This window comes from Halopseudomonas xinjiangensis (genome assembly GCF_900104945.1).
In the GTDB taxonomy this organism is placed as follows: Bacteria; Pseudomonadota; Gammaproteobacteria; order Pseudomonadales; family Pseudomonadaceae; genus Halopseudomonas; species Halopseudomonas xinjiangensis.
Genome location: NZ_LT629736.1, coordinates 3,212,681 through 3,235,308 on the forward strand (window position 1 = coordinate 3,212,681; position 22,628 = coordinate 3,235,308).

Annotated in this window: 21 protein-coding genes and 1 pseudogene; 12 read left to right on the forward strand and 10 right to left on the reverse strand. The window is 63.2% G+C overall.

Annotated features, from left to right (window positions below; translation table 11 throughout):
- Nucleotides 1-191 precede the first annotated feature (191 nt).
- A complete protein-coding gene (polA, locus tag BLT85_RS15100; protein WP_093396523.1) occupies nt 192-2,939 on the reverse strand; it encodes a DNA polymerase I in 2,748 nt (915 codons plus the stop codon).
- Nucleotides 2,940-3,033: 94 nt separating this feature from the next.
- Between polA and BLT85_RS15105 the strand changes: the two genes are divergently transcribed.
- Both BLT85_RS15105 and BLT85_RS15110 read left to right on the forward strand, forming a co-directional pair.
- Entirely contained in the window at nt 3,034-3,318 is a 285-nt protein-coding gene (locus BLT85_RS15105; RefSeq protein WP_093396526.1) for a DUF2782 domain-containing protein, read from the forward strand.
- Nucleotides 3,319-3,324: 6 nt separating this feature from the next.
- The gene (locus tag BLT85_RS15110) at nt 3,325-4,278 is read left to right on the forward strand and encodes a homoserine kinase (RefSeq protein WP_093396529.1); all 954 of its coding nucleotides are present in this window, start codon (nt 3,325-3,327) and stop codon (nt 4,276-4,278) included.
- Here the strand turns inward: BLT85_RS15110 and znuA are convergent, their stop codons facing one another.
- Nucleotides 4,279-5,235, reverse strand: coding sequence for a zinc ABC transporter substrate-binding protein ZnuA (gene znuA, locus BLT85_RS15115; RefSeq protein WP_093396532.1), 957 nt, complete (start codon nt 5,233-5,235; stop codon nt 4,279-4,281).
- 81 nt (nt 5,236-5,316) lie between these two features.
- Between znuA and BLT85_RS15120 the strand changes: the two genes are divergently transcribed.
- The 9 genes and pseudogenes from BLT85_RS15120 (at nt 5,317) to BLT85_RS15160 (ending at nt 15,282) form a co-directional block, all read left to right on the forward strand.
- Nucleotides 5,317-5,799, forward strand: a complete 483-nt coding sequence (locus tag BLT85_RS15120) for a Fur family transcriptional regulator (protein WP_093396535.1) — start codon at nt 5,317-5,319, stop codon at nt 5,797-5,799.
- Nucleotides 5,796-6,599, forward strand: coding sequence for a zinc ABC transporter ATP-binding protein ZnuC (gene znuC / locus BLT85_RS15125; protein ID WP_093396538.1), 804 nt, complete (start codon nt 5,796-5,798; stop codon nt 6,597-6,599). Before BLT85_RS15120 ends, znuC begins: the two co-directional genes overlap by 4 nt.
- Nucleotides 6,592-7,377, forward strand: coding sequence for a zinc ABC transporter permease subunit ZnuB (znuB, locus tag BLT85_RS15130; protein ID WP_093396541.1), 786 nt, complete (start codon nt 6,592-6,594; stop codon nt 7,375-7,377). Before znuC ends, znuB begins: the two co-directional genes overlap by 8 nt.
- A gap of 84 nt (nt 7,378-7,461) precedes the next feature.
- Nucleotides 7,462-8,456: pseudogene (locus tag BLT85_RS15135) on the forward strand (ligase-associated DNA damage response exonuclease).
- Nucleotides 8,456-10,051 carry an ATP-dependent DNA ligase gene (locus BLT85_RS15140; RefSeq protein ID WP_093396544.1) on the forward strand — a complete coding sequence of 532 codons (1,596 nt, stop codon included), beginning with the start codon at nt 8,456-8,458 and terminating at the stop codon, nt 10,049-10,051. Before BLT85_RS15135 ends, BLT85_RS15140 begins: the two are co-directional and overlap by 1 nt.
- On the forward strand, nt 10,035-12,503 hold the full coding sequence (locus BLT85_RS15145) for a ligase-associated DNA damage response DEXH box helicase (protein ID WP_231701494.1): 2,469 nt from the start codon (nt 10,035-10,037) through the stop codon (nt 12,501-12,503). The genes BLT85_RS15140 and BLT85_RS15145 overlap by 17 nt, the downstream gene beginning before the upstream one ends.
- Nucleotides 12,500-13,150 carry a ligase-associated DNA damage response endonuclease PdeM gene (pdeM, locus tag BLT85_RS15150; RefSeq protein WP_093396547.1) on the forward strand — a complete coding sequence of 217 codons (651 nt, stop codon included), beginning with the start codon at nt 12,500-12,502 and terminating at the stop codon, nt 13,148-13,150. Before BLT85_RS15145 ends, pdeM begins: the two co-directional genes overlap by 4 nt.
- Before the next feature lie 81 nt (nt 13,151-13,231).
- Nucleotides 13,232-14,446 carry a putative DNA modification/repair radical SAM protein gene (locus tag BLT85_RS15155; RefSeq protein ID WP_093396550.1) on the forward strand — a complete coding sequence of 405 codons (1,215 nt, stop codon included), beginning with the start codon at nt 13,232-13,234 and terminating at the stop codon, nt 14,444-14,446.
- Nucleotides 14,443-15,282 (forward strand): TIGR03915 family putative DNA repair protein, encoded by an 840-nt coding sequence (locus BLT85_RS15160; RefSeq protein WP_093396553.1) that lies wholly within the window; start codon nt 14,443-14,445, stop codon nt 15,280-15,282. The genes BLT85_RS15155 and BLT85_RS15160 overlap by 4 nt, the downstream gene beginning before the upstream one ends.
- On the opposite strand, the gene BLT85_RS15165 is transcribed toward BLT85_RS15160, so the two are convergent.
- The 5 genes from BLT85_RS15165 to BLT85_RS15185 form a co-directional block, all read right to left on the reverse strand.
- On the reverse strand, nt 15,279-15,908 hold the full coding sequence (locus tag BLT85_RS15165) for an SCO family protein (protein ID WP_093396556.1): 630 nt from the start codon (nt 15,906-15,908) through the stop codon (nt 15,279-15,281). The two genes, BLT85_RS15160 and BLT85_RS15165, sit on opposite strands and share 4 nt — an antisense overlap.
- Nucleotides 15,905-16,810: a heme o synthase gene (cyoE, locus tag BLT85_RS15170; RefSeq protein ID WP_093396559.1), complete on the reverse strand. Its 906-nt coding sequence runs from the start codon at nt 16,808-16,810 to the stop codon at nt 15,905-15,907. Before cyoE ends, BLT85_RS15165 begins: the two co-directional genes overlap by 4 nt.
- Nucleotides 16,811-16,875: 65 nt before the next feature.
- A complete protein-coding gene (locus tag BLT85_RS15175) occupies nt 16,876-17,913 on the reverse strand; it encodes a COX15/CtaA family protein (RefSeq protein WP_093396562.1) in 1,038 nt (345 codons plus the stop codon).
- Between the two features lie 4 nt (nt 17,914-17,917).
- The gene (locus tag BLT85_RS15180) at nt 17,918-18,517 is read right to left on the reverse strand and encodes a hypothetical protein (protein WP_093396565.1); all 600 of its coding nucleotides are present in this window, start codon (nt 18,515-18,517) and stop codon (nt 17,918-17,920) included.
- Nucleotides 18,504-19,235, reverse strand: coding sequence for an SURF1 family protein (locus BLT85_RS15185; RefSeq protein ID WP_093396568.1), 732 nt, complete (start codon nt 19,233-19,235; stop codon nt 18,504-18,506). The genes BLT85_RS15180 and BLT85_RS15185 overlap by 14 nt, the downstream gene beginning before the upstream one ends.
- Nucleotides 19,236-19,304: 69 nt before the next feature.
- On the opposite strand from BLT85_RS15185, the gene BLT85_RS15190 reads away from it, so the two are divergent.
- On the forward strand, nt 19,305-19,520 hold the full coding sequence (locus BLT85_RS15190) for a twin transmembrane helix small protein (RefSeq protein WP_093396571.1): 216 nt from the start codon (nt 19,305-19,307) through the stop codon (nt 19,518-19,520).
- Nucleotides 19,521-19,537: 17 nt separating this feature from the next.
- Here BLT85_RS15190 and BLT85_RS15195 read toward each other — a convergent pair whose 3' ends face one another.
- Genes BLT85_RS15195 through ctaD form a run of 3 tightly spaced genes read right to left on the reverse strand, consistent with a single transcriptional unit; the run spans nt 19,538 to nt 22,625 of the window.
- Entirely contained in the window at nt 19,538-20,437 is a 900-nt protein-coding gene (locus BLT85_RS15195; protein WP_093396572.1) for a cytochrome c oxidase subunit 3, read from the reverse strand.
- A 30-nt stretch (nt 20,438-20,467) separates the two neighbouring features.
- Nucleotides 20,468-21,034: a cytochrome c oxidase assembly protein gene (locus tag BLT85_RS15200; RefSeq protein ID WP_093396573.1), complete on the reverse strand. Its 567-nt coding sequence runs from the start codon at nt 21,032-21,034 to the stop codon at nt 20,468-20,470.
- Between the two features lie 10 nt (nt 21,035-21,044).
- Complete coding sequence (gene ctaD, locus BLT85_RS15205) at nt 21,045-22,625, reverse strand: cytochrome c oxidase subunit I (RefSeq protein ID WP_093396574.1); 1,581 nt, start codon at nt 22,623-22,625, stop codon at nt 21,045-21,047.
- Nucleotides 22,626-22,628 lie beyond the last annotated feature (3 nt).

Sequence of the window (22,628 nt, forward strand, 5' to 3'; positions counted from 1 at the left end):
AGGGAAGGTTCGGGGCTTAACGACCGGGCTGTGCTAGGAAAGGGTTGCCCGGTTTTCTGCCAACACTAAATCACATCTAAGGAGCAAGAAGGGCTTGACTGGCCATTCACAAGCTCTGACCGCCCCGTTTCGCTGAAGTTCAAAAAAATTCCGCGAAACCACAAAAAAATTTTGAGCGGGACGAAACCGTTCTAGTGAGCCTCGTCCCAGTTCATGCCGGCGCCCACCTCAACGGCCAGCGGCACGTCCAGTTCCGCTGCCGCACTCATGCGCTGGCAAAGCCCTTCGCGCACACTGTCAACGAGGTCCTCTCGTACTTCGAGCACCAGTTCATCGTGTACCTGCATGATCACGCGCGCGTCCATCTGCGATTCGACCAACCAGCGGTCCACTTCGATCATGGCGCGCTTGATGATATCGGCCGCGGTGCCCTGCATGGGCGCGTTGATTGCCGTGCGTTCCGCCGCCTTGCGCATCGCCTGGTTCTTCGAATTGATGTCCGGCAGATACAACCTGCGTCCGAATAGCGTTTCGACATAGCCCTGCTCGTGCGCCTGATCACGGGTGCGTTCCATATAGCTGAGCACGCCGGGGTAGCGGACGAAGTAACGATCGATATAGGCCTGGGCTTCCTTGCGGTCGACGCCGATCTGCTTGGCCAGGCCAAAGGCACTCATGCCATAGATGAGCCCGAAGTTGATCGCCTTGGCGCTGCGACGCTGGTCGTTGCTGACCTCCTTCAGCGAGACGCCGAAGACTTCTGCAGCGGTTGCCCGGTGCACGTCCAGATCGTGACGGAAGGCATCGAGCAGACCCGGATCCTGGGCCAGGTGCGCCATGATCCGCAGCTCGATCTGCGAATAGTCGGCAGCCACCAGCCGGTACCCCGCTGGGGCGATAAACGCCTGGCGGATGCGGCGGCCCTCGGCGGTGCGAATCGGAATGTTCTGCAGGTTCGGGTCCGACGAGGAGAGGCGGCCGGTCGCCGTCACCGCCTGATGATAGGAGGTATGAATGCGCCCGGTGCGGGCGTTGATCTGCTCAGGCAGGCGGTCGGTATAGGTGCTCTTGAGCTTGCTCATGCTGCGGTACTGCATGATCACCTGCGGCAGCGGGTAACCCTGCTCGGCCAGCTCGGCGAGCACCGATTCAGCGGTAGATGGCTGGCCCTTGGCGGTCTTGGACAGCACCGGTAGGCCTTGCTGATCGTAGAGAATCGCGCATAACTGCTTCGGTGAGCCGAGATTGAACTGCTGGCCGGCGATGTCGTACGCCTGATGCTCGAGGTCGAGCATCTTCTCGCCCAGTTCGCGGCTTTGTACGCCGAGCAGCTGCGCATCGACCAAGGCACCGAAGCGCTCGATGCGCGCCAGCACCGGCATCAGCGGCATCTCGATATCTTTCAATACGCTCATCAGGCTCGGATGCGCGCGCAGCTTCTGGACCAGTGTCTGGTGCAGGCGCAGCGTGACATCGGCGTCTTCCGCCGAATAGGGCCCGGCCTGCTCCACGGCCACTTGGTCAAAGGTCAGCTGTTTGGCGCCCTTGCCGGCAACGTCTTCGAAGCGGATGGTGTTCTCGCCGAGATACTTCAGCGCCAGACTGTCCATGTCATGGCGGGTGGCGGTCGAATCCAGTACGTAGGACTCGAGCATGGTGTCGAAAGCCACCCCGCGCATCTCGATGCCGTAGTGCGCCAGCACGTTCATGTCGTACTTGGCGTGCTGGGCGACCTTGAGCTTGGTTTCGTCTTCCAGCAGTGGCTTGAGTTGGGCGAGCACGGCGTCGCGGTCGAGTTGCTGCGGCGCGCCCATGTAGTCATGGCAAAGCGGTATGTAGGCCGCCTCGTGCGGATTCACCGCAAAGGAGACGCCGACCAGTTCGGCCTCCTGTGCATTGAGGCTGGTAGTCTCGGTATCGAAGGCAAACAGCCGGGCGATCTCCAGCTTGTCCAGCCAGCGCTCCAGATCGTCCTGCTCGAAGATGATCTCGTAATGCCGCTCGACCTTCTCGGCTGGCTCGTCAGCCTTGACCGATCCTGGCTGGGCTCCGGCGCGGCTTTCGCGCTGCAGGTCTTCCAGCCAGTTACGAAACTCGAGTTCGCGGTACAGTTCTATCAGCGCTTCGCGGTTGGGCTCGCCCGGATGCAGCGCATCCACGCGAAGCTCGAGCTCCACGTCGGTCTTGATCGTGGCCAGCTGGTGCGACAGGTAGGCTGCCTCGCGGTGTTCGGTCAGCTTTTCGGCGAGCTTCTTGGCGCCGCGTATGTCCAGACCGGCGACCTTTTCGAGATTCTCGTAAATCACATCCAGCCCGCCGCCGAGGCCGCCGATCAGGCCGACCGCGGTCTTCTCGCCAATGCCAGGCACGCCCGGAATGTTGTCGGACTTGTCGCCCATCAGGGCCAGGAAATCGATGATGCAGTCAGGGCCGACGCCGAACTTCTCGCGAACGCCCGCCTCGTCCAGCACGGTGCCGCTCATGGTGTTGACCAGCGTGATATGACCGTCGACAAGCTGCGCCATGTCCTTGTCGCCAGTGGAAATGATCACCGGGCAACCGTTCGCGGCGCTCTGACAGGCCAGCGTACCGATCACGTCGTCCGCTTCCACGCCCTCGACGCATAGCAGCGGCAGGCCGAGCGCGCGAACACAGGCATGCAGGGGCTCGATCTGGCTGCTCAGCTCGTCGGGCATCGGCGGGCGGTGCGATTTGTAGTTTTCGAACAGGGCGTCGCGAAAGGTCGGACCTTTGGCGTCGAAGACCACCGCGAACGGGCTGGCCGGGTACTGCCGACGCAGGCTGCTGAGCATGTTGAGCACGCCCTTGATCGCGCCGGTGGGCTGGCCTTTGGAGGTCGTCAGCGGAGGTAGGGCATGGAAGGCGCGATACAGGTAGGACGAGCCATCCACGAGGATCAGGGGGGCGGTATCAGTCATGCGTCAGATCAACGTTCCGATAAGAAAAAGGGCTAGAATAGCGGCGGGTAGCAAGGCTGCACCTCCACCTTCCTATGACAGGACACAGAGTACCATGACACGTTCAGTATGCCGTTGGCTGGGAGCATTGACGCTGGCGCTGAGTTTCCCACTGTTGGCTCAGGAGCCGGTCACCGCCGAGCCTGATGTGACCATCCGCGAGGAAGGCGGTCGGCGGGTAGAGGAATATCGACTCAACGGCTTCCTGTATGCGATCAAGGTATTCCCCAAGAACGGTGCGCCATACTTTCTGGTCGCGGTGGACGACGAGGGCAACTTCGCCCGCGCCGACCAGGTGCAGGGCATGCGAATCCCGTCCTGGAAAATCTTCGAATGGTAGGCAAGCATGTCCGTCTTCACGCCGGTTGAGCGCAGCGAGCTGGAGCTTTTCATTGGCGGCTACGACGTAGGCCGCCTGGTCAGCCATGCGGGTATCGAAGGCGGCAGCGAGAACAGCAACTTCTTCGTTGAGTGCGAGCGGGGCTCCTTCGTGCTGACGCTGGTCGAGCGCGGGCCGGTGGATGAGCTCGATTTCTTCGTTGCGCTGCTTGAATGCCTGCATCAGGCGGACCTGCCGGTGCCCTACGCCATAGCCGACCGCCAGGGTCGGACGATTCAGCGCTTCAAAGACCGGCCGGCGCTACTGCAGCCGCGCCTGCCCGGCAGGCATGTGCAGGTTCCGACTATCGAGCATTGCGCGGCGCTCGGTGCGATGCTCGCTCGGCTGCACCAGGTCAGCAGTACTTGCGGCCTCGAACGCCAAAGCGATCGTGGACCGGAATGGATGCTTGCCGAGGTAACGCGATGCCGCCGGCAGGTTTCGCCGAGCGAAGCCGAATTGCTCGACGAAGCCGCCGAGGCGTTGCGGCGGGTACAGCAACGCGGGAGTCAACTGCCGAAGGCGGTGCTGCACGCCGATCTGTTTCGCGACAACGTCATGTTCGAAGGCCACCGACTGACCGGCATCATCGACTTCTACAATGCTGCCAGCGGCTGGACACTGTATGACTTGGCAATTTGCGTCAACGATTGGTGCATGAGCGAGCACCTGCGCCTCGATCCGCTGCGCAGCGATGCATTACTGGCGGCCTACGCCGCCCAGCGACCCTTTACCGCCAGCGAAGCGGAATGCTGGCCGGATCTGCTGCGTATTGCGGCGCTGCGGTTCTGGTTGTCCCGGCAGATTGCCGTACAGGCTCATGCGGACCAACCAGGCGTTCTGGTCAAGGAACCGCAGCACTTCATGCATATCCTCGAGGCGCACCGCGAGGTGTCGGTGCGCCTTGCCCCTTTCATCTGATCAGAGCGATTCCAGGCACCCGGCCAGGTCGTCACTCAGCGTGGTCAGAAACTCCACATAGCCCTGTGCGGTGACGGGCGCGTCGCCGCCGAGCGGATCGAGCGCAGCGCTGCGCACCGGCAGCCCGGCGGTCAGTGATTCGATCAGGCGCGGGGTGAATTGCGGCTCGCTGAATACGCAGCTCGGGCCGGCTTCCTGCAGCCGTTCACGCAATTGAGCCACATGGCGGGCGCCGGGCTGAACCTCGTGTGACAGGCTGAAGATGCCGCGCGCGCGCAAGCCGTAGTGGTCTTCGAGATAGCCGTAGCCGTCATGGAAGACGAAGTATGGTTTGCCTGCCAGCGGTTCGAAGCGCTTCTGCAAACGGCTGTCCAGCTGCATGACCTGTTCTTCGAAACGCGTGATGTTTGCGCCGAGGCGGTCGCTGTGCTCGGGGAACAGGGATGCCAGGTCCGCTGCCATGGCGCGGGCGATAGCGACGGCATTGGTGGGAGACAACCAGATATGCGCATCATAGGTGCCGCCATGATCATGTCCATGGCCGTGCTCCTCGGCATGAGCGTGCTGCTGGTGCTCGTGCTCGTCGTGTCCATGATCTTCTTCCGCATGCTCGTCGGCATGACCGCTCCCCAGCGGTCGCAGCGTGACGCCAGCAGCGTGCATCAGCGCCACGTCGGTGTCGCGCGACTTCAGCAAGTGCTCGAGAAACAGCTCCAGCTCCGGTCCGACCCAGTACACGCGCTGCGCCTGCTCCAGTGCGCGACGCTCCGACGGGCGCAGTGCGTAGCTGTGTGGCGACGCACCGACCGGCAGCAGCAGTTCCGGCTCGGCGATACCGTCGAGCGCGGCGGCTGCAATCAGTTGGAGTGGTTTGATGGTTGTCAGCACACGCGGCTCGTCGGCGCGAGCGGCAACGGCCAGGGTCAATCCTATGACGAGGGCGAAACAGCGAAGCATCGGTGGGTACCTGGAAGAAGTTAAGTGTTATATGATAACAGCTCGTTTCAATTCCGACAGTCCTCCCGGGCAAGGCGAAGCATGAGCGCTACTGATCCGCACGTTCCCCACGATCACACTCATTGTGTCAGCACAGCGCTGGATACCGCCGAGGAGGTTTGCGCCCGCGGTGGCGCGCGCCTGACCCCGTTGCGCAAGCGCGTGCTCGAGCTGGTCTGGCAGAGCCACAAGCCCCTCGGCGCGTACGACATCCTCGAAACCCTGTCACGCGAGGATGGCCGCCGCGCTGCCCCGCCGACCGTCTACCGCGCACTGGACTTTCTGCTCGAGCAGGGACTGGTGCATCGCATCGCCTCGCTCAACGCCTTCATCGGTTGTGCCCATCCGGAGCGGGCCCATGAGGGACAGTTCCTCATCTGTCGCAACTGCCGTATAGCGGTAGAGCTCGATCAGCCACTGATCCACCGGGCGATCAGCGATAGCGCCGCGGGTCTGGGTTTTGCCGTAGAAGCCGAAACCGTCGAAATTACTGGCCTGTGCGCGCGCTGCAAGGCGGCGGCATGAGCGAGCCATTGCTGGAATTGAGCGGCGTCAGCCTGTCGCGTAACGGCTCGGCCGTGCTGGAGGACATCAGCCTGCGCGTGGCACCGGGTGAAATCGTCACGCTGATCGGTCCGAACGGTGCGGGCAAGACCAGTCTGGTGCGGATCGTACTTGGGCTGCTGCAGGCCGATGCCGGCAGGGTCCGGCGCCAGCCTCGCCTGCGTATCGGCTACATGCCGCAGAAGCTGCATATCGATTCCACCCTGCCCTTGACCGTCGAACGCTTCCTGTTGCTCGCGCCTGGCTGCCGGCGTGCCGATGTTCGCGAAGCTTTGGAGGACGTCAACGCACTGCACCTTCTGCAACGGCCGCTGCAGCAGGTGTCGGGAGGTGAATTGCAGCGCATCCTTCTGGCTCGGGCGCTGCTGCGCAAGCCCCATCTGTTGGTGCTCGACGAGCCGGTGCAGGGCGTTGATGTCAACGGTCAGATCGAGCTGTACCAGCTGATTACCCGACTGCGCGATCGTTACGGTTGCGGTGTGCTGATGGTCTCCCACGACCTGCATCTGGTCATGGCAACCACCAACACTGTGGTGTGCCTGAACCGTCACGTCTGCTGTTCAGGCCATCCCGAGCAGGTCAGCCTCGACCCGGCCTTCGTCGCTTTGTTCGGCGAGCAGGCCAGCGCCCTGGCGGTCTACAACCATCATCACGATCACGCCCATGACCTGCATGGCGAGGTGATCGACAACAGCGATACAGCCGGCTCGCCGCGACTGACGCCGGTACACAAGCACGGACCTTCCTGCAAACATGCCTGACTTTCTGATTTACGCCCTGGCCGCCGGCCTGGGGCTGGCGCTTGTCGCCGGTCCGTTGGGTTCTTTCGTGGTGTGGCGCCGCATGGCCTATTTCGGCGATACGCTGTCCCATTCGGCATTGCTGGGTATCGCCCTGGGCATGCTGCTGGATATCAACCTGACCCTGGCGGTCACCGCCGGCTGCGTACTGCTGGCAGTGATTCTGGTGGCGCTACAAAACCGCCAGTGGCTGGCCAGCGACACTTTGCTGGGCATCCTTGCGCACAGCACCTTGTCGCTGGGCCTGGTGGTGCTGGCGTTAACGGACAACGTGCGCGTCGATCTGATGGCCTATCTGTTCGGCGACCTGCTGGCAGTCAGCGAGCACGACCTGTACTGGATGCTTGGTGGTCTGGCGCTGGTCGTGGTGTTGCTCGGGCTGCTCTGGCGACAGCTGCTCTCGGTGACCGTGCACGAGGAGCTGGCCCGGGTCGAAGGCCGGCCGGTCACCGCCATTCGCCTGGCGCTGATGCTGCTGATCGCAATCGTCATCGCCGTGGCCATGAAGGTCGTCGGCGTGCTGCTGATCACGTCACTGCTGATCATTCCTCCGGCCGCCGCCCAGCGGCACGCGCATACGCCGGAACAGATGGCACTCGGTGCCAGCATCTTGGGTTGCCTGGCGGTACTTGGCGGGCTGGGTATGTCGTGGAATCTCGATACGCCCGCCGGCCCGTCGATCGTGGTCAGCGCAGCCCTGCTGTTTGTGATGGCAGTCAGTCTGCCGCGGCGCGCCTGAAGGGCAAAGGGATGTAACACTCCAGCGCTGCGGTTGTCCCATGAACAGGCATCGAACAGGATGGCTTCATGGTTACACTGACGCATGCGTGATCCGCTGATCATTCCAACTGACGAAGGCTTGTACTGCCCGGCCGGGGATTTTCATATCGATCCCTGGCGTCCGGTGGCACGCGCCGTTATCACTCATGCCCACGCCGACCACGCTCGACCGGGCAACAGCGAATATTACTCGCACCATGCGGGGCTACCGATTCTCCGACACCGGCTCGGTGAAGCGCATGCGTTCCATGGTCTGGAATACGGCGAAGCGGTCGAGTTCGGCCGGACTCGGGTCAGTTTGCATCCGGCGGGGCACGTGCTCGGCTCGGCGCAGGTCAGGGTCGAGCACGCTGATGGCAGCGTCTGGGTAGTGACCGGCGACTACAAGCGAGACGCCGATCCGACCTGCGCGCCATTCGAAGTGGTGCCCTGCGACACCCTCATCACCGAGGCGACTTTGCTCTGCCCTGCTACCGCTGGCCCCCGGTGGAGCGCGTCGCGGAGCAGATCTGGGACTGGTGGTCCGGCCACAGCGACCGCCCCTGCGTACTGTTCACCTACGCGCTCGGCAAGGCCCAGCGGGTACTGGCGGCTTTGACCGCCCACACCGACCGGACCGTCTACCTGCACGGCGCCATGCTGGCCATCACCGACATCTACCGCGATGCCGGTGTTTCCATGGTGCCTACCGCTCCGGTGAGCGAATTGCCGGCCGATCACGACTTCGCTGGCGAGTTGATCCTCGCGCCGCCTTCCGCCGCCGGCTCGCCGTGGATGCGCCGTTTCCGCGGCGCCAGCACCGGGTTCGCCTCCGGATGGATGCGCATCCGCGGCAATCGTCGGCGCCGCGGCTATGACCATGGTTTCGAGCTCAGCGATCATGCTGACTGGCCTGCGTTGCTGCAGACCATCGAGCAAAGCGGCGCCAGTACCATTCTCACTACCCACGGGCGCAGCGAAGAGCTGGTGCACTATCTGTGCGAGCGAGGTGTCGACGCCCGAGCGCTGACCACCTTGTACGGCGGCGAGGAAGATTGATGCAGGCCTTCGCCAACCTCTACGCCGAGCTCGACGCCACCACGCGCACCCAGGCCAAGCTCGATGCCATGGTGCGCTACTTCACTGATGTCGATCCGGCCGACGGCGCCTGGGCCACCTACATACTCGCCGGCCGCCGAATGAAGCGACTGGTCGGCCCGCGAAAGCTCCGCGAATGGTTGAGCGAGGCCACCGGGCTACCCGACTGGCTGGTCGAGGAAACCTATCAGCATGTGGGTGACCTGGCTGAGACCATCAGCCTGCTGATGGAGGATGACAGCGAGCGCGAGGCTGTTGGCGGCTCGCTTGCCGAATGGATCGACCAAGCGGTCCTCGGTCTGCTCGATCTCGACGACGATCAGCGCAAGGCCCATGTCATCCGGCATTGGCGCGAGCTACCGCGCCCGGCGTGCTTTCTTTACAACAAGCTGCTCACCGGTAGCCTGCGGGTGGGTGTCTCGCGCGGGCTGGTCGAGCGTGCACTGGCGGCCCTGAGCGGCAGGCCGCGAGCCTTGATCGCACGTCGACTGATGGGCGAGTTCGAGCCGACGGCGCGCTTCTATGAGCGTCTGTTCGACGCCGAGCAGCGCGAGGAGCGCGCCGGCCAGCCTTACCCTTTCTTTCTCGCTTCGCCCCTTGAAGGTGGTCCCGAGGCGCTCGGTGATCTTCACGAATGGTTGGCCGAATGGAAGTGGGACGGCATCCGCGCCCAGCTGATCGCGCGGCCGGCAGGCATTTGGCTCTGGTCACGTGGTGAAGAGCCGATGGCCGGACGCTTTCCTGAGGTCGAGGCGGCAGCGAAGCTGCTGCCCGAAGTGGTGCTCGACGGCGAGCTGCTCGCCTGGGATACCGATGTCATGCCGTTTTCCCAGATGCAGCGACGCATCCAGCGCAAGACCGTTGGGGACAAGCTGCTGCACGAAGTACCGGTGGTTTTTCTCGCCTACGATCTGCTCGAAGATGCCGGAGTCGACTGGCGTGACAGGCCACTCGAAGAGCGCCGCGCGAGGCTCGAGGCCATTCTCGCGGAAGTCGATCATCCGGCGCTTCGCCTGAGCCCGGCCGCTGACGCCGCCGACTGGGACGCGCTGGTGGTAATGCGAGAAAGCAGCCGCGACCGGCGCGTTGAAGGGTTGATGCTCAAGCGCAAGCAGAGCCCTTACCGAAGCGGCCGGCCCCGCGGCGACTGGTGGAAATGGAAGATCGACCCATTGTCGATCGATGCGGTGCTGCTATACGCCCAGCCGGGTCACGGCCGGCGGGCAAATCTCTATACCGACTACACTCTCGCGGTTGCCGATGGCGACAGCTTCGTGCCCATCGCCAAGGCCTATTCGGGTCTGACCGACGAAGAGATCGGCAAGCTGGATCGCTGGATCAGGCGGAACACGGTGGAGAAGTTCGGCCCGGTTCGCTCGGTCAAGCCCGAGCAGGTGCTGGAAATCGCTTTCGAGGGCATCCAGCCCTCGCCTCGGCACAAATCCGGCATTGCCCTGCGCTTTCCGCGCATTCTTCGCTGGCGCCACGACAAACCGGTGGCCGAGGCCGATAGCATCGAACAGGTTCGGGAGTTGCTGCGTGTCTACGGCAGCTGACGGGCTGGAGCAGATTGAGGCGTGGTTCGCCGGGCTGGGTTGGCAGCCGGCCGGTTTTCAGCGCCAGGCCTGGCAAGCGTTTCGCGCCGGTCGCAGTGGCCTGATCCACGCCTCGACCGGTTCTGGCAAGACCCTCGCCGCCTGGCTCGGGCCGGTTTCGCTGGCGCTGGAACAGGAGCGCGTCCAGACCGGGCTGCGTGTATTGTGGATTACGCCCTTGCGTGCGCTGGCGAGTGATACGGCCGGACACCTGCAAGGCGCTGTCGATAGTCTGGGGCTGGACTGGAAAGTGGAAATCCGCACCGGCGACACCAGCGCCAGCGTCCGTGCCCGTCAGCAGCGCAAACTACCGCAGGCGCTGGTGACCACCCCGGAAAGCCTCTCGGTGCTGCTGTCTTACCGCAACGCCGAGGAACAGTTCGCCGGCCTCGATGCGGTCATTGTCGACGAGTGGCACGAGCTACTCGGCAGCAAGCGCGGCGTACAGCTGCAGTTATGCCTGGCCTGGTTGCGTGCGAGACGTGCCAACCTGCCGGTATGGGGGCTCTCGGCCACGTTAGGCAATCTCGATGAGGCACTGGCGGTGTTGCTGGGTGAGGGAGCCACGCCGGGAGAGCGCATTGCCGGCGAGCAGGGCAAGGAGTTGACCGTGCGCGGGCTGTGCCCGCCGAGCATCGATCGCTTCCCCTGGGCTGGCCATCTGGGATTGTCTCAGCTTGAGGGCGTGCTGACGTATCTGGAGCAGGCCGAGACGTCGCTGCTGTTCACCAATACCCGTTCGCAGGCCGAGCTGTGGTTCGAGGCGATCGCCAGAACCCGCATGGACTGGATAACCGAAATCGGCCTGCATCATGGCTCGATCGACCGCGGGCTGCGCAAGCGTCTAGAAGACGGACTGCGGGAAGGGCGGTTCCGCTGCGTGGTCTGTACCTCGAGCCTCGATCTCGGTGTGGATTTTTCTCCCGTCGACCGCGTGGTGCAGGTCGGCAGCCCCAAGGGCATTGCCCGGCTGATGCAGCGCGCCGGTCGTTCGGGGCATCGTCCGGGCGCGGCCAGTGAGATTCTTTGCGTGCCCAGTCACGCTTTCGAGCTGGTTGAAATCGCTGCCGCGCGGCGCGCCTGGAACGCTGGTCGTGTCGAGTCGCGCAGGCCGCTTCGATTGTGTCTGGATGTGCTGGCCCAGCACCTGGTCAGCCTGGCAGCAGGCCCGGGTTTTCGCGCCGAGGCGGCGCTCGCGGAGGCACAGTCGACGTACGCTTTCGCCGATCTGACCGCAGAAATGTTCGAGTGGTGTCTGGTGTTCATCACCCGGGGCGGCCCGGTGCTTGAACACTATCCGCAGTTCCAGCGAGTCGTCCAGACCGAGGACGGACTATATCGGGTCGAGGATGTTGGCATCGCCCGCCGCCATCGCATGGCGATTGGCACCATCACCAGCGATGCGCAGATGCAGGTGCGTTTCATGAAGGGCGCCAGTCTCGGCACTATCGAGGAGAACTTCATTGCCCGGCTCAACCCTGGCGATGTGTTTCTGTTCTCCGGCCGCGCGCTGGAGCTCATCCGCGTGCGTGACCTGATCGCCTATGTGCGCCCGGCCACCTCGCGCCGAAGCCACGTTCCACGCTGGTATGGCGGGCGTCTGCCGTTGTCCAGTGAGCTGGCCGACAGTGTGTTACAGATCTTGCAGGAGGTGGAGACGGGCCTATATACCGACACCGAGGTTAGTGCCGTGGCACCGGTGCTGGAACTGCAGAAGCTGCAATCCGCCCTGCCCGCTCCGGACCGTCTGTTGATCGAGCGTTGCCGGTCCCGGGAGGGCGAGCATCTGTTCGTCTATCCGTTTGCGGGCCGGCTGGCGCATGAGGGCCTGGCAGCGGTGTTGGCCTGGCGGCTCGGCCAGCGCGTGCCAGCGACCTTCGCCCTGTCGGTCAACGATTACGGGCTGGAATTGCTCAGCAGCGCCCGGCTTCCCGAGCTTGATGAAAACGATTGGCGCGCACTGTTGGCGCCGGAGCAACTGCTCGACGACGTGCTCGCGGCGCTCAACGCCAGCGAGCTGGCGCGCAGGCAGTTCCGCGATATCGCGCGCATCAGCGGGCTGGTGTTTCAGGGGTATCCGGGGCGCAGCAAGACCGACCGGCAGCTTCAGGCTTCCACCGGGCTGCTTTACGACACCTTGCAGCGCTACGATCCCCAGCACCGATTACTCGATCAGGCGCGCCGCGAAGTGCTCGAGGAGCAGCTCGACATTCGCCGGCTGCGCGAAGTGCTCGAGCACGCCGCTGCGCAGCAACTACGGGTGATGTCGCTTGAGCGATTTTCGCCGCTGGGCTTCCCGCTCTGGGTCGAACGCCAGCGCAGCCGACTGAGCACCGAAGACTGGCGTCAGCGCGTACAACGCATGCTCGAATCGCTGGAGCGCAACGCCAGCAAGCGCAGGAAGCGCGCATGAAGGAAATGCTGGACTGCGAACTCGCCGGCGAGAGTGTGATCATGCATGCCAACAGGGCGCTGTATCTGCAGGAGCATGCCACGCTGCTGGTCGCAGACACGCATTTCGGCAAGGGCGCCTTTTTCCGCAGGCAGGGCATCGCCGTGCCCAGCGGGCAGAGTGCGGCTGACCTGCAGCGCTTGAGTCGTCTGGTGGAGCAGTTCGAGCCGCAGCGCCTCATCGTACTGGGCGATGTGTTCCATCATCGGCCCACTGCCGACGAGCCGTTCTTCAAGCACTTTGCCGCCTGGCAGGCGCGACATCCGGATCTCACCCTGGAAGCAGTAGTGGGTAATCATGATCGGCACGTCCGCGGACTGACGCTGCCGATCGACTGGCACCCGCATCTGGACATCGGGCCGTTTCGCTTGTGCCATGAGCCAGAGGCAGTGCAGGGGCGACATGTGATCGCCGGGCACATTCATCCCGCCTATGCGCTGGCGGCAGCCGGCGATCGATTGCGGGCACCGGTGTTCTGGATGCGTTCCGGTGTGACCGTGCTGCCATCCTTCGGAGCGTTGACCGGCGGCTGGAACGTTCCCGAGGCGAAGGGCAGCCGGCTGGTCATGGTGCTGGACGGCCAACTGCTGCCGTTGCCGGAACTCTGAAGCGCCGCCGGTCAGCCTTCGCTTGAGTGGAGCAGGCCGGCTGCAATAAGCTGTATGTCCATACAGCTATCGGATGCTGCCATGCAGCTTGTCGACAAACTCGCCGTGCTCGCTGACGCCGCCAAGTACGACGCCTCCTGCGCCAGCAGTGGCGCTCCCAAGCGCAGCTCGAAGGGCAAGAGCGGCATCGGCGCGACCGACGGCATGGGCATCTGTCACAGCTTCACGCCCGACGGGCGCTGCGTGTCGCTGCTGAAGATCCTGCTGACCAACTTCTGCCTGTTCGACTGCCAATACTGCGTCAATCGACGATCCAGTGACGTGCCGCGGGCGCGCTTCACGCCGGAGGAAGTGGTTCGGCTGACCCTCGATTTCTATCAGCGCAACTACATCAGCGGGCTGTTCCTCAGCTCCGGCATCATCCGCTCGGCCGACTACACCATGGAGCAGCTGGTGCGGGTCGCCCGGCTGTTGCGCGAAGAGCACGAGTTTCGCGGCTACATTCATCTGAAAACCATCCCTGAAGCCGACCCGGCACTGATCGTCGAGGCGGGTCGCTACGCTGACCGGCTGAGTGTGAACATCGAGCTGCCGGATCCGGGCAACCTCATCAAGCTGGCGCCGGAAAAGCGTATCGACAGCATCACCCAGGCGATGGGCACTATCGACGATGCTTCGCAGGATTCGCGGGAGGATCGCCGCGCGCCGGCCTTTGCGCCTGGTGGCCAGAGCACCCAGATGATCGTTGGCGCTGACGCCAGTGACGATCGCACCGTATTGTTCCGGGCCGAGTCGCTGTACCGCGACTACCGCCTCAAGCGGGTGTACTACTCTGCCTTCAGTCCGATTCCCAACAGTCCGTCGTCGGTGCCATTCCAGCCGCCGCCTTTGATGCGTGAGCACCGTTTGTATCAGGCCGACTTTTTGTTGCGGGGCTACGGCTTCAAGGCCGGCGAATTGCTGGGCGATACCTCAGAGCTAGCGCTGGATATCGACCCCAAGCTGGCCTGGGCATTGGCCAACCGCGAACAGTTTCCCGTCGATCTCAATCGCGCCGATGCCGGCATGATCGCGCGAATCCCGGGAATCGGCCTGCGATCTGCGCAACGCATCGTCGAGCTTCGCGCGCTCAAGCGGGTGCGTTATCAGGATCTGTTGCGCATGCGCTGCATCATGGACAAGGCGCGGCCATTTGTAGTCACCGCAGACTACCGGCCCCAGCAGGACACGGTCGAGTCAGCAGTGCTGCGCACACACCTTCGCGACCAACCAGCGCAGTTGGGGCTTTGGGGATGAAGGTACTCGACTGCGACGACGACTTCGATCGCTGGCGTGTGCAGGCGCGCGGGCTGTTGCTGGCCAATGTACCGCCCGAACAGGTGTGCTGGGAGGACGCCGCGGCACGGCAGCTCTTCGGCAGTACAGGCGATGACATTGATCCGATGCCTGCAGCGCAGGACACGTCGATTCGCGTGCCGCCGGACTTGCTGGAGGATCTCAGGCTGGCCGGTTGCCACCGGATGCCGGGTCGCTGGAATCTACTCTACCGCGTCCTCTGGCGAGCCACGCATGGCGAACCCCAGGCGCGGCTCGCTGGTGATCCGGATGGCAGCGAACTGCAGCGGCGGATCAAGGCGGTCCGGCGCGAGGCCCACCATCTGCACGCTTTTCTGCGTTTTCATCCATGCCCGGCAAATCCCTCGCTGGACTACATCGCTGTGCACCAGGCCGCGCATGATGTGCTCGGCTGGGCCAGCGAGCATTTCATCGGTCGCCTCGGACGGCAGCGCTGGATGATCGTTTCATCGCGCGATGCGGTGTGGTTCGACGGTGAAACGCTGCAGTACCGGCGCGAGTGTCCGCCGGAATGGCGAGCGCTCGCCGATGCAGTGTGCAGCGAGGACGACGCGCTCTGGCAGACCTACTACAGCTGTATCTTCAATCCGGCTCGGGTCAATCCGACAGTCATGCGCGGACACATGCCCAGTCGCTTCTGGTCAGGCCTGCCAGAAGGCAAATTGATCGCTGGGCTGGTTGGTGACGCCAGGCTGGGTGCACGGCAGGTCGGGCAGGCCGGCCGAGTCATCGCCCGGCGCGGCAAGCGTATCGAAGTGCCGTCGAAAATCGACTAGCGCGCTATCAGCTGGGGCAGGTATCGGGCAACCGACTCGCGTTGCAGGGGCGCGCGGAGAAATCCGACGTAGCGGCCTTCCGGGTCGACCAGGATGACCTGGCCGCTGTGGTCGACCAGATAATCCTGTTGCGACGTGTCCGGCTCGATGTAGGCAACCGACAGGGCGGCGGCAAGCTTCTCGAGTTGCTCGGGCTCTCCCGTCGCACCGCTGAATTCGGGATTGAAATAATCCAGATATTCACGCAGCCGCTCGGGGGTGTCGCGCTCCGGGTCGACGCTGATCAGCGTGACGTGCAGCTGGTGGTTGCGTGCCTCCTCGGGCAGGTCGGCGATCAGCTGACGCAGCTCGGCCAGCGTGGTGGGGCAGACGTCCGGACAGAAGGTGTAGCCGAAGAACAGCAAATCCCATTGGCCGCGCAGTTGTTCCTCGGTCCACTCGCCGCCGCCAGCGGCCTGCAGATGGACGTCCGGAATGGACCGGGGCGTGTCGAACATAAAGATGCCGGCTTGCGATAGCTGCTCCGCGTCAAGCGCGGGCGATCGGGTCATCTTGAACAGCAGCAGGCCAAGGATCAGCGCAATGACCGCGAGGATGACCCAGACGGTCTTCTGTACGCCGCTCATAGCCAACCAGCGATACTGGCGTAATGATCAACCAGCAACGCAACGAAGAGCCACAGCAGGTACCAGAGTGAATACTTGAACGTCTTGATCGCCACATGTGGGCGACTGTCGCGCCACAAGGCCCAGGCCCAGTCGAGGAAACGAATGCCCAGTACCAACGCAGCGACCAGATACAACGGACCGCTCATCTGGATGACGTAGGGCAGCAGACTCACCGCCAGCAATATCAGTGTGTAGAGCAGGATGTGCAGCTTGGTGTAGCGCTCGCCGTGCGTGACGGGCAGCATCGGAATGTCGACCTTGGCATACTCCGCCTTGCGGTGTATCGCCAGCGCCCAGAAATGCGGCGGCGTCCAGGCGAAGATGATCAGCACCAGCAGCAGGCCTTCGGCATCGATCTGGCCGGTGACAGCGGTCCAGCCCAGCAGGGGTGGTGCGGCGCCGGCGAGACCGCCGATGACGATGTTCTGCGGTGTGGCACGTTTCAGAAACGAGGTGTAGATCACCGCGTAACCGAGCAGCGATCCCAACGTCAGCCAGGCGGTAATGGCATTGACCCATTGCAGGAGAATGACCATGCCGGCTACGCCGAGCAACATGGCGAACAACACCGCATTGAGCGGATTGACCCGGCCCTGTGCCAGCGGTCGCCGCTGGGTTCGAGCCATATGCAGGTCTATGCGCCGGTCCACCACGTGGTTGATAGCGGCGGCCGATCCGGCGCACAAGGCAATACCAAGATTACCGGCGAGCAGAATGGTCCAGGGCACGGCGCCCTCGGTAGCCAGCAGCATCCCGATGGCCGAGGTGATGATCATCAGCGCAACGACTTTGGGCTTGGTCAGCTCCAGATAGTCGCGCCAGCCCGCCTGTAGTCGGGCTGTATTGGTCAAGCTCCGCATCGTGCTCTCCCCCTGACGCTTTAGTGCGCCTTTATGTTTATTGTGGTCCCAGTATGCGCCAGCCGTCAGTGACTGGCCAGCGCGCTGCCCGGGTGCGGTCTGGCGAAGATTGCCGCCTTGCCGGGCGAGCGAAGCCTGTAGTTCACCGCGACCATCACCAGCAGCAGGCAGGCACCGCCAGCGTTGTGCGCCACCGCCACCGCCAGCGGCAGATGCGCCAGCACATTGGTAACGCCCAGGGCGACCTGCACCATCAGCGCCAGCGCGACCAACCCGGCGAGGCTCGGCAGGCCGGCGCGTAGCAGACGCCTGGCCAGAAACAGCACCGTCAAGGTGGTGATCAGCGCGCCGACCCGATGGGCGAAATGGATGGCTGTCCGGCCCGCCCCGTCAAGAATGCCGCCGAGGTAGTTGGGTCCAATCTCGTGGAAGACATCGAAGCCGGCCGCGAAGTTCATGTCCGGCCACCACTCTCCGTGACAGGTTGGCAGATCGGTACAGGCCAGCGCTGCATAATTACTGCTGGTCCAGCCGCCCAGCGCGACCTGCAGGATGACCACCGCCAGCGCGACGCGGGCAATCCTGCGCAGGGAAGCACGGCCGGCTCCGCCGAGAGGGTGCATTCCGCCATGTAGCCGCAAGCACATCAGCAGCAGCAGGCTTAGCGTGGCGAAGCCACCAAGCAGGTGAGCGGTGACGACCTGCGGCCAGAGCTTGAGCGTGACCGTCCACATGCCGAACGCCGCCTGACAGATCACCAGAACCAGCAACCCGAAGCTCAGGCCTACCGGGTAGCCGTCCTCGCGACGGTGACGCAGGCTGAACAGCGCCAGGCCGAGAATTACCAGGCCCAGGGTGCCGGCTGCGTATCGATGGATCATTTCAGCCCAGGCCTTGAACGATTCCACAGGACTATCGGGAAAGCGCATTTGCGCCGCCTGCAACGCAGAATCGCCGCGCGGTACGCTGAGAAAGCCGTAACAGCCTGGCCAGTCCGGGCATCCCAGGCCAGCGTGAGTAAGGCGTGTGTACGCACCGAGTACCACCACCACAAAGCCCAGCAGCAGTCCCAGCAATGCGAATCGATATCCCGGTTTGTGCATGTGATTACCCTATCTTCGAGACTTTGAGGAGGTGTTTCAGGTCGTCGAGAATCTGCCGGGCGGGCCGCTCCGGATTGCGCCGCAGGACGACACGCCCCAGCGGGTCGATCACCCACAACTGCGGTTGCTGACGCCATGCCTGCGGCTGGCTGTCGAGGCTGTCACGATACGCGGCCTCGTTGAGCGGCAGCACGGTGAGGCGAGGAAACTCGCTGTCGAGCCGTTCGCGCAGCGCTGGCGATGCCGGGTGAGCCTGCAGCAGAACGTGCTCCACGCGTCCCGCCTCGCGCCCCAGCGCCACGTTGATCTGTCGAGCCTCGTGAACCAGGGCAAGGCAGGCCTCTTCGCAATCACCGGGGGTGGTCACGGTAAGCCGCCAGGGTGCGCCATAGCCCAGGGGTTCGACGCCGGCGCCCCAGGTCTGCACCGATATTGCCGATTCGACGAGGTCGGACTTGTTGGTATGGCTTTCCGGCACGCCGTAGCCGGAGCGGGCCATCAGCCAGGCGACGAAGATCGGGCCGATGACTACCGCGAATACGGCAAGCAGCTTGAGCTGTCCACGGCGCGGTGGTGTGGTATCGGAGGGGTTATGATTTTCCATGTGGGATGGTTCCTTCCGAGTCGGGCCGCAAGCCGGCCCAGATGAACAGAACGAGCAGGGCGGCGGCCAGCGCGAACCATTGAACCGCATAGCCAATATGCTTGGCGGAGGTCATTGGCAAGCCGGGCCACTCCAGGCGCAGGGCGCCGGGGCCGCCATCGGTGACTCTTGCGATCCAGCCCGGGCCATCCAGGTCGAGTTGCTCGTACAGGCGCGAGGGATCGACGCGCACGATCAGCTTGGGCCAGCCCGGTCGGTCGGCCCCGTCGGGTAATTCGAAGCCGCGTCCGGGCTCGGGCAACGCCTCTACTGTCAGAGTCACCGTTTCCTCGGGCGTCTCCACGATCGGCCGCTGACTGCGATCGCGCCACGGCAACCAGCCGCGGTTGACGATCACCCATTGCCCGGACAGTTCATCGTAGAAAGGCTGCAGTACCTCGACTCCGGCGCGACCGCTACGGGTGCGGTTATCCAGTATCCAGGCATGTTCGACATCGAATTGACCCTTCAGCCGAATCCTCCGCCAGGCAACGTCCTCGCCAGTGGCAAGTTCAGTCAGGCTGCTGGGCGTCTGGGCGCGTCCTTGGTCTATGCGCGCCTGCATTTCGCGCTTTTCCTCGGCGCGCTCGAGCTGCCAGAAACCCAGCACCACGAGCAGTGGGAGGAAGGCACCAACGAAAACCCACATCGGCCAGCCGGGCGCGAACCGCCGGATCATTGCGCGCACCCCGGGCGGGAGGGTAGCGCTATACTGCGAGGACTTTCTACGAACAAGGAATCGTCGATCATGTGGCTCAAGGTAACCATATTGCTGTTGTTGGCGGCGCTGGCGATCAGTCTCTTCAGCGGCCTGTTCTTCCTGATGAAGGATACCGACAACAGCGGCCGGCTGGTCAATGCACTGAGTGTCAGGATCATTCTCACGGTGCTGGTGGTAGCCCTGATCGTCTATGGCTTCTGGTCCGGCCAGCTAGGGTGGAACACGCCCTGGCTGCACGATTGAGCAGCCAGGGCGTTCGCTTAGACCACGTAAACGAAGATGAACAGTCCGACCCAGACCACGTCGACGAAGTGCCAATACCAGGCCGCCGCCTCGAAACCGAAGTGATTGTCGGGCGTGAAGTGCCCCTTGATTACCCGCAGCAGTATCACCGTCAGGATCAGGGTGCCCATGAACACGTGGGCGCCATGGAAGCCGGTGAGCATGAAGAAGGTTGCGCCGTAGATACCCGAGTTGAGCGTCAGCCCCAGGTCATTGTAGGCGTGGACGTATTCCATGATCTGCAACGTCAGGAAGATCACCGCCAACACCACGGTCAATAACAGCCAGTTGCGCAGCGCCGCGCGCTTGCCGGCACGCAGCGCATGGTGCGCCAGGGTGACGGTGACGCTGGAGCTGATCAGGATGATGGTGTTGATCAGGGGCAGCTGCCAGGGGCTGATGGTTTCGCGCGGCCCGGGGAATGTCGCCGGGTCGGGGTTCTGCAGCAGCGGCCAGCTGAATTCGAAGCCCGGCCACAACATGTTTGAATAGCCGCGTTCGCCTTCGCCGGCCAGCCACGGACCGACTAGCACCCGGATGTAAAACAGCGCGCCGAAGAAGGCGGCGAAGAACATGACTTCCGAAAAGATGAACCAGCCCATGCCCATTCGGAACGAGCGATCCATCTGCGCGCTATACAGCCCTTGTCGGCTTTCACTGATGACGTTGCTGAACCAACCGAAGAACATGTAGGCAATGATCGCCAGTCCAGCCATCAAAACCCAGCGGGCAGCACCGGCTTCGCCGCCGCTGCTCAGATTGTTCATCAGCGTGCCGGCACCGAGCACGGTGACCAACAGGCCGATGGAGCCGACGATAGGCCACTTGCTTTGCGCCGGTACGTAATACACCTCGTGTTGCGTATCGTGACTCGCCATTGTGTTGTTCTCCTTATCAGGCAGCCTGGTTCAGTTGATGGGCGCGGCAGCCAGGTCCAGGCTGCCTGCCATGCGCTCGGTCACATCGAATAATGTGTAGGACAGTGTCAGCCGGCGAATCTCCCCGGGCAGTTCGGGATCGACGATGAAGCGCACCGGCATTTCGATGCGCTCGCCCGGCTGCAGTACCTGCTGGGTGAAGCAGAAGCATTCGGTCTTGTGGAAGTAGGCTGCGGCCTTGGATGGAGCCACACTGGGAATCGCCTGAGCCACCATCGGTTTGTCCGTGGGGTTATGCGCCACGAAGAGAATTTCCCGGGTTTCGCCGGGGTGTAGCGATAGCTCTTCGGCCACCGGACCAAAGCTCCACTGCATGCCTTCTGCATTGGTCGCGACAAACTGCACGCGCAAGGTCCGGGAGGTATCGACCGCGGCCGCCTCGCCGACGTAGGCGGCCTTGTCGGTCTTGCCATTGATGCCGAAGGCCTGGCACATCACATCGTAGATCGGCACCAGCAGAAAGCCGAAGCCGAACATGCCGACCACCAGCAACAGTAACTTGCTTACCAGCCGCTTGTTGCCCAGGCCTTCGCTCATGGCGCGCCTCCTACTTCACTTCAGGCGGTGTGGTGAAGGTGTGATACGGCGCCGGCGAAGGAACCGTCCATTCCAGGCCTTCGGCGCCATCCCACGGCTTGGCTGCAGCTTTCGGTCCGCCGCGGATGCACTTGATCACGATGTAGAGGAACAGCAACTGCGTGGCGCCGAACATGAACGCGCCGATCGATGACACCATGTTGAAGTTGGCGAACATCATGTTGTAGTCCGGAATCCGTCGCGGCATGCCGGCCAGCCCGATGAAGTGCATGGGGAAAAAGGCCAGGTTCATGCCGACGAAGCTCATCCAGAAATGCGTCTTGGCGAGGATTTCGTCGTACATGTGGCCGGTCCACTTGGGTAGCCAGTAGTAGGCCGAGGCGAAGATGCCGAAGATTGCTCCAGGTACCAGCACGTAGTGGAAGTGCGCCACCACGAAGTAGGTATCGTGGTACTGGAAGTCTGCCGGAGCGATCGCCAGCATCAGGCCAGAGAAGCCGCCGATGGTGAACAGGATCACGAAGGCGATCGAGAACAGCATCGGCGCCTCGAAGGTCAGCGACCCGCGCCACATGGTGCTCACCCAGTTGAACACCTTCACGCCGGTGGGTACGGCGATCAGCATGGTGGCGTACATGAAGAACAGCTCGCCGGTCAGCGGGATGCCGACGGTGAACATGTGGTGCGCCCAAACCACGAACGACAGGAATGCAATCGCCGCAGTGGCGTAGACCATCGAGGTGTAGCCGAACAGCGGCTTGCGGGCGAAAGCCGGGATGATCATGCTCACCGCGCCGAACGCCGGCAGGATCATGATGTACACCTCGGGATGACCGAAGAACCAGAATACGTGCTGGAACATTACCGGATCACCGCCGCCAGCAGCGTTGAAGAAACTGGTACCGAAGTGGATGTCCATCAGCATCATGGTCACCACGCCCGCCAGTACCGGCATCACCGCCACCAGCAGAAACGCGGTGATCAGCCAGGTCCAGACGAACAGCGGCATCTTCATCAGAGTCATGCCCGGCGCGCGCAGGTTGAGGATGGTCGCGACGATGTTGATCGCGCCCATGATCGAGCTGATGCCGGCCAGGTGAATGGCGAAGATGAAGAAGGTAACGCTGGGTGGCGCATAGGTGGTCGACAGCGGCGCGTAGAAGGTCCAGCCGAAGTTCGGGCCGCCGCCTTCCATCAGCAGCGTCGACGCCAGCAGGCCGAAAGCCGCAGGCAACAGCCAGAAGCTGAAGTTGTTCATCCGCGGCAACGCCATGTCCGGCGCCCCGATCATCATCGGGATCATCCAGTTGGCCAGGCCGACGAACGCCGGCATGACCGCGCCGAACACCATGATCAGACCGTGCATGGTGGTCATCTGGTTGAAGAATTCCGGCGCTACCAATTGCAGACCGGGTTGGAACAGCTCGGCGCGGATGACCATGGCCATGGTTCCGCCCATCAGGAACATGGCGAAGCTGAACCACAGGTACATGCTGCCGATGTCCTTGTGGTTGGTGGTCAGTACCCAACGCATCAAGCCTTTTGCCGGACCATGCGCATGGTCGGCGTGATGATCGATCACTGCACTCATGAC

Excerpts from the sequence above, each read along its gene's own strand:
- BLT85_RS15200 (WP_093396573.1), bottom strand. The coding sequence starts at position 21,034 with ATGAGCGAAGGCCTGGGCAACAAGCGGCTGGTAAGCAAGTTACTGTTG.
- BLT85_RS15195 (WP_093396572.1), bottom strand. The coding sequence starts at position 20,437 with ATGGCGAGTCACGATACGCAACACGAGGTGTATTACGTACCGGCGCAA.
- znuB (WP_093396541.1), top strand. The coding sequence starts at position 6,592 with ATGCCTGACTTTCTGATTTACGCCCTGGCCGCCGGCCTGGGGCTGGCG.
- znuC (WP_093396538.1), top strand. The coding sequence starts at position 5,796 with ATGAGCGAGCCATTGCTGGAATTGAGCGGCGTCAGCCTGTCGCGTAAC.
- cyoE (WP_093396559.1), bottom strand. The coding sequence starts at position 16,810 with ATGCGGAGCTTGACCAATACAGCCCGACTACAGGCGGGCTGGCGCGAC.
- pdeM (WP_093396547.1), top strand. The coding sequence starts at position 12,500 with ATGAAGGAAATGCTGGACTGCGAACTCGCCGGCGAGAGTGTGATCATG.
- BLT85_RS15105 (WP_093396526.1), top strand. The coding sequence starts at position 3,034 with ATGACACGTTCAGTATGCCGTTGGCTGGGAGCATTGACGCTGGCGCTG.
- BLT85_RS15185 (WP_093396568.1), bottom strand. The coding sequence starts at position 19,235 with ATGATCCGGCGGTTCGCGCCCGGCTGGCCGATGTGGGTTTTCGTTGGT.
- BLT85_RS15120 (WP_093396535.1), top strand. The coding sequence starts at position 5,317 with ATGAGCGCTACTGATCCGCACGTTCCCCACGATCACACTCATTGTGTC.
- polA (WP_093396523.1), bottom strand. The coding sequence starts at position 2,939 with ATGACTGATACCGCCCCCCTGATCCTCGTGGATGGCTCGTCCTACCTG.
- ctaD (WP_093396574.1), bottom strand. The coding sequence starts at position 22,625 with ATGAGTGCAGTGATCGATCATCACGCCGACCATGCGCATGGTCCGGCA.
- BLT85_RS15190 (WP_093396571.1), top strand. The coding sequence starts at position 19,305 with ATGTGGCTCAAGGTAACCATATTGCTGTTGTTGGCGGCGCTGGCGATC.
- BLT85_RS15175 (WP_093396562.1), bottom strand. The coding sequence starts at position 17,913 with ATGCACAAACCGGGATATCGATTCGCATTGCTGGGACTGCTGCTGGGC.
- BLT85_RS15165 (WP_093396556.1), bottom strand. The coding sequence starts at position 15,908 with ATGAGCGGCGTACAGAAGACCGTCTGGGTCATCCTCGCGGTCATTGCG.
- BLT85_RS15180 (WP_093396565.1), bottom strand. The coding sequence starts at position 18,517 with ATGGAAAATCATAACCCCTCCGATACCACACCACCGCGCCGTGGACAG.
- BLT85_RS15155 (WP_093396550.1), top strand. The coding sequence starts at position 13,232 with ATGCAGCTTGTCGACAAACTCGCCGTGCTCGCTGACGCCGCCAAGTAC.
- BLT85_RS15160 (WP_093396553.1), top strand. The coding sequence starts at position 14,443 with ATGAAGGTACTCGACTGCGACGACGACTTCGATCGCTGGCGTGTGCAG.
- BLT85_RS15110 (WP_093396529.1), top strand. The coding sequence starts at position 3,325 with ATGTCCGTCTTCACGCCGGTTGAGCGCAGCGAGCTGGAGCTTTTCATT.
- znuA (WP_093396532.1), bottom strand. The coding sequence starts at position 5,235 with ATGCTTCGCTGTTTCGCCCTCGTCATAGGATTGACCCTGGCCGTTGCC.
- BLT85_RS15140 (WP_093396544.1), top strand. The coding sequence starts at position 8,456 with ATGCAGGCCTTCGCCAACCTCTACGCCGAGCTCGACGCCACCACGCGC.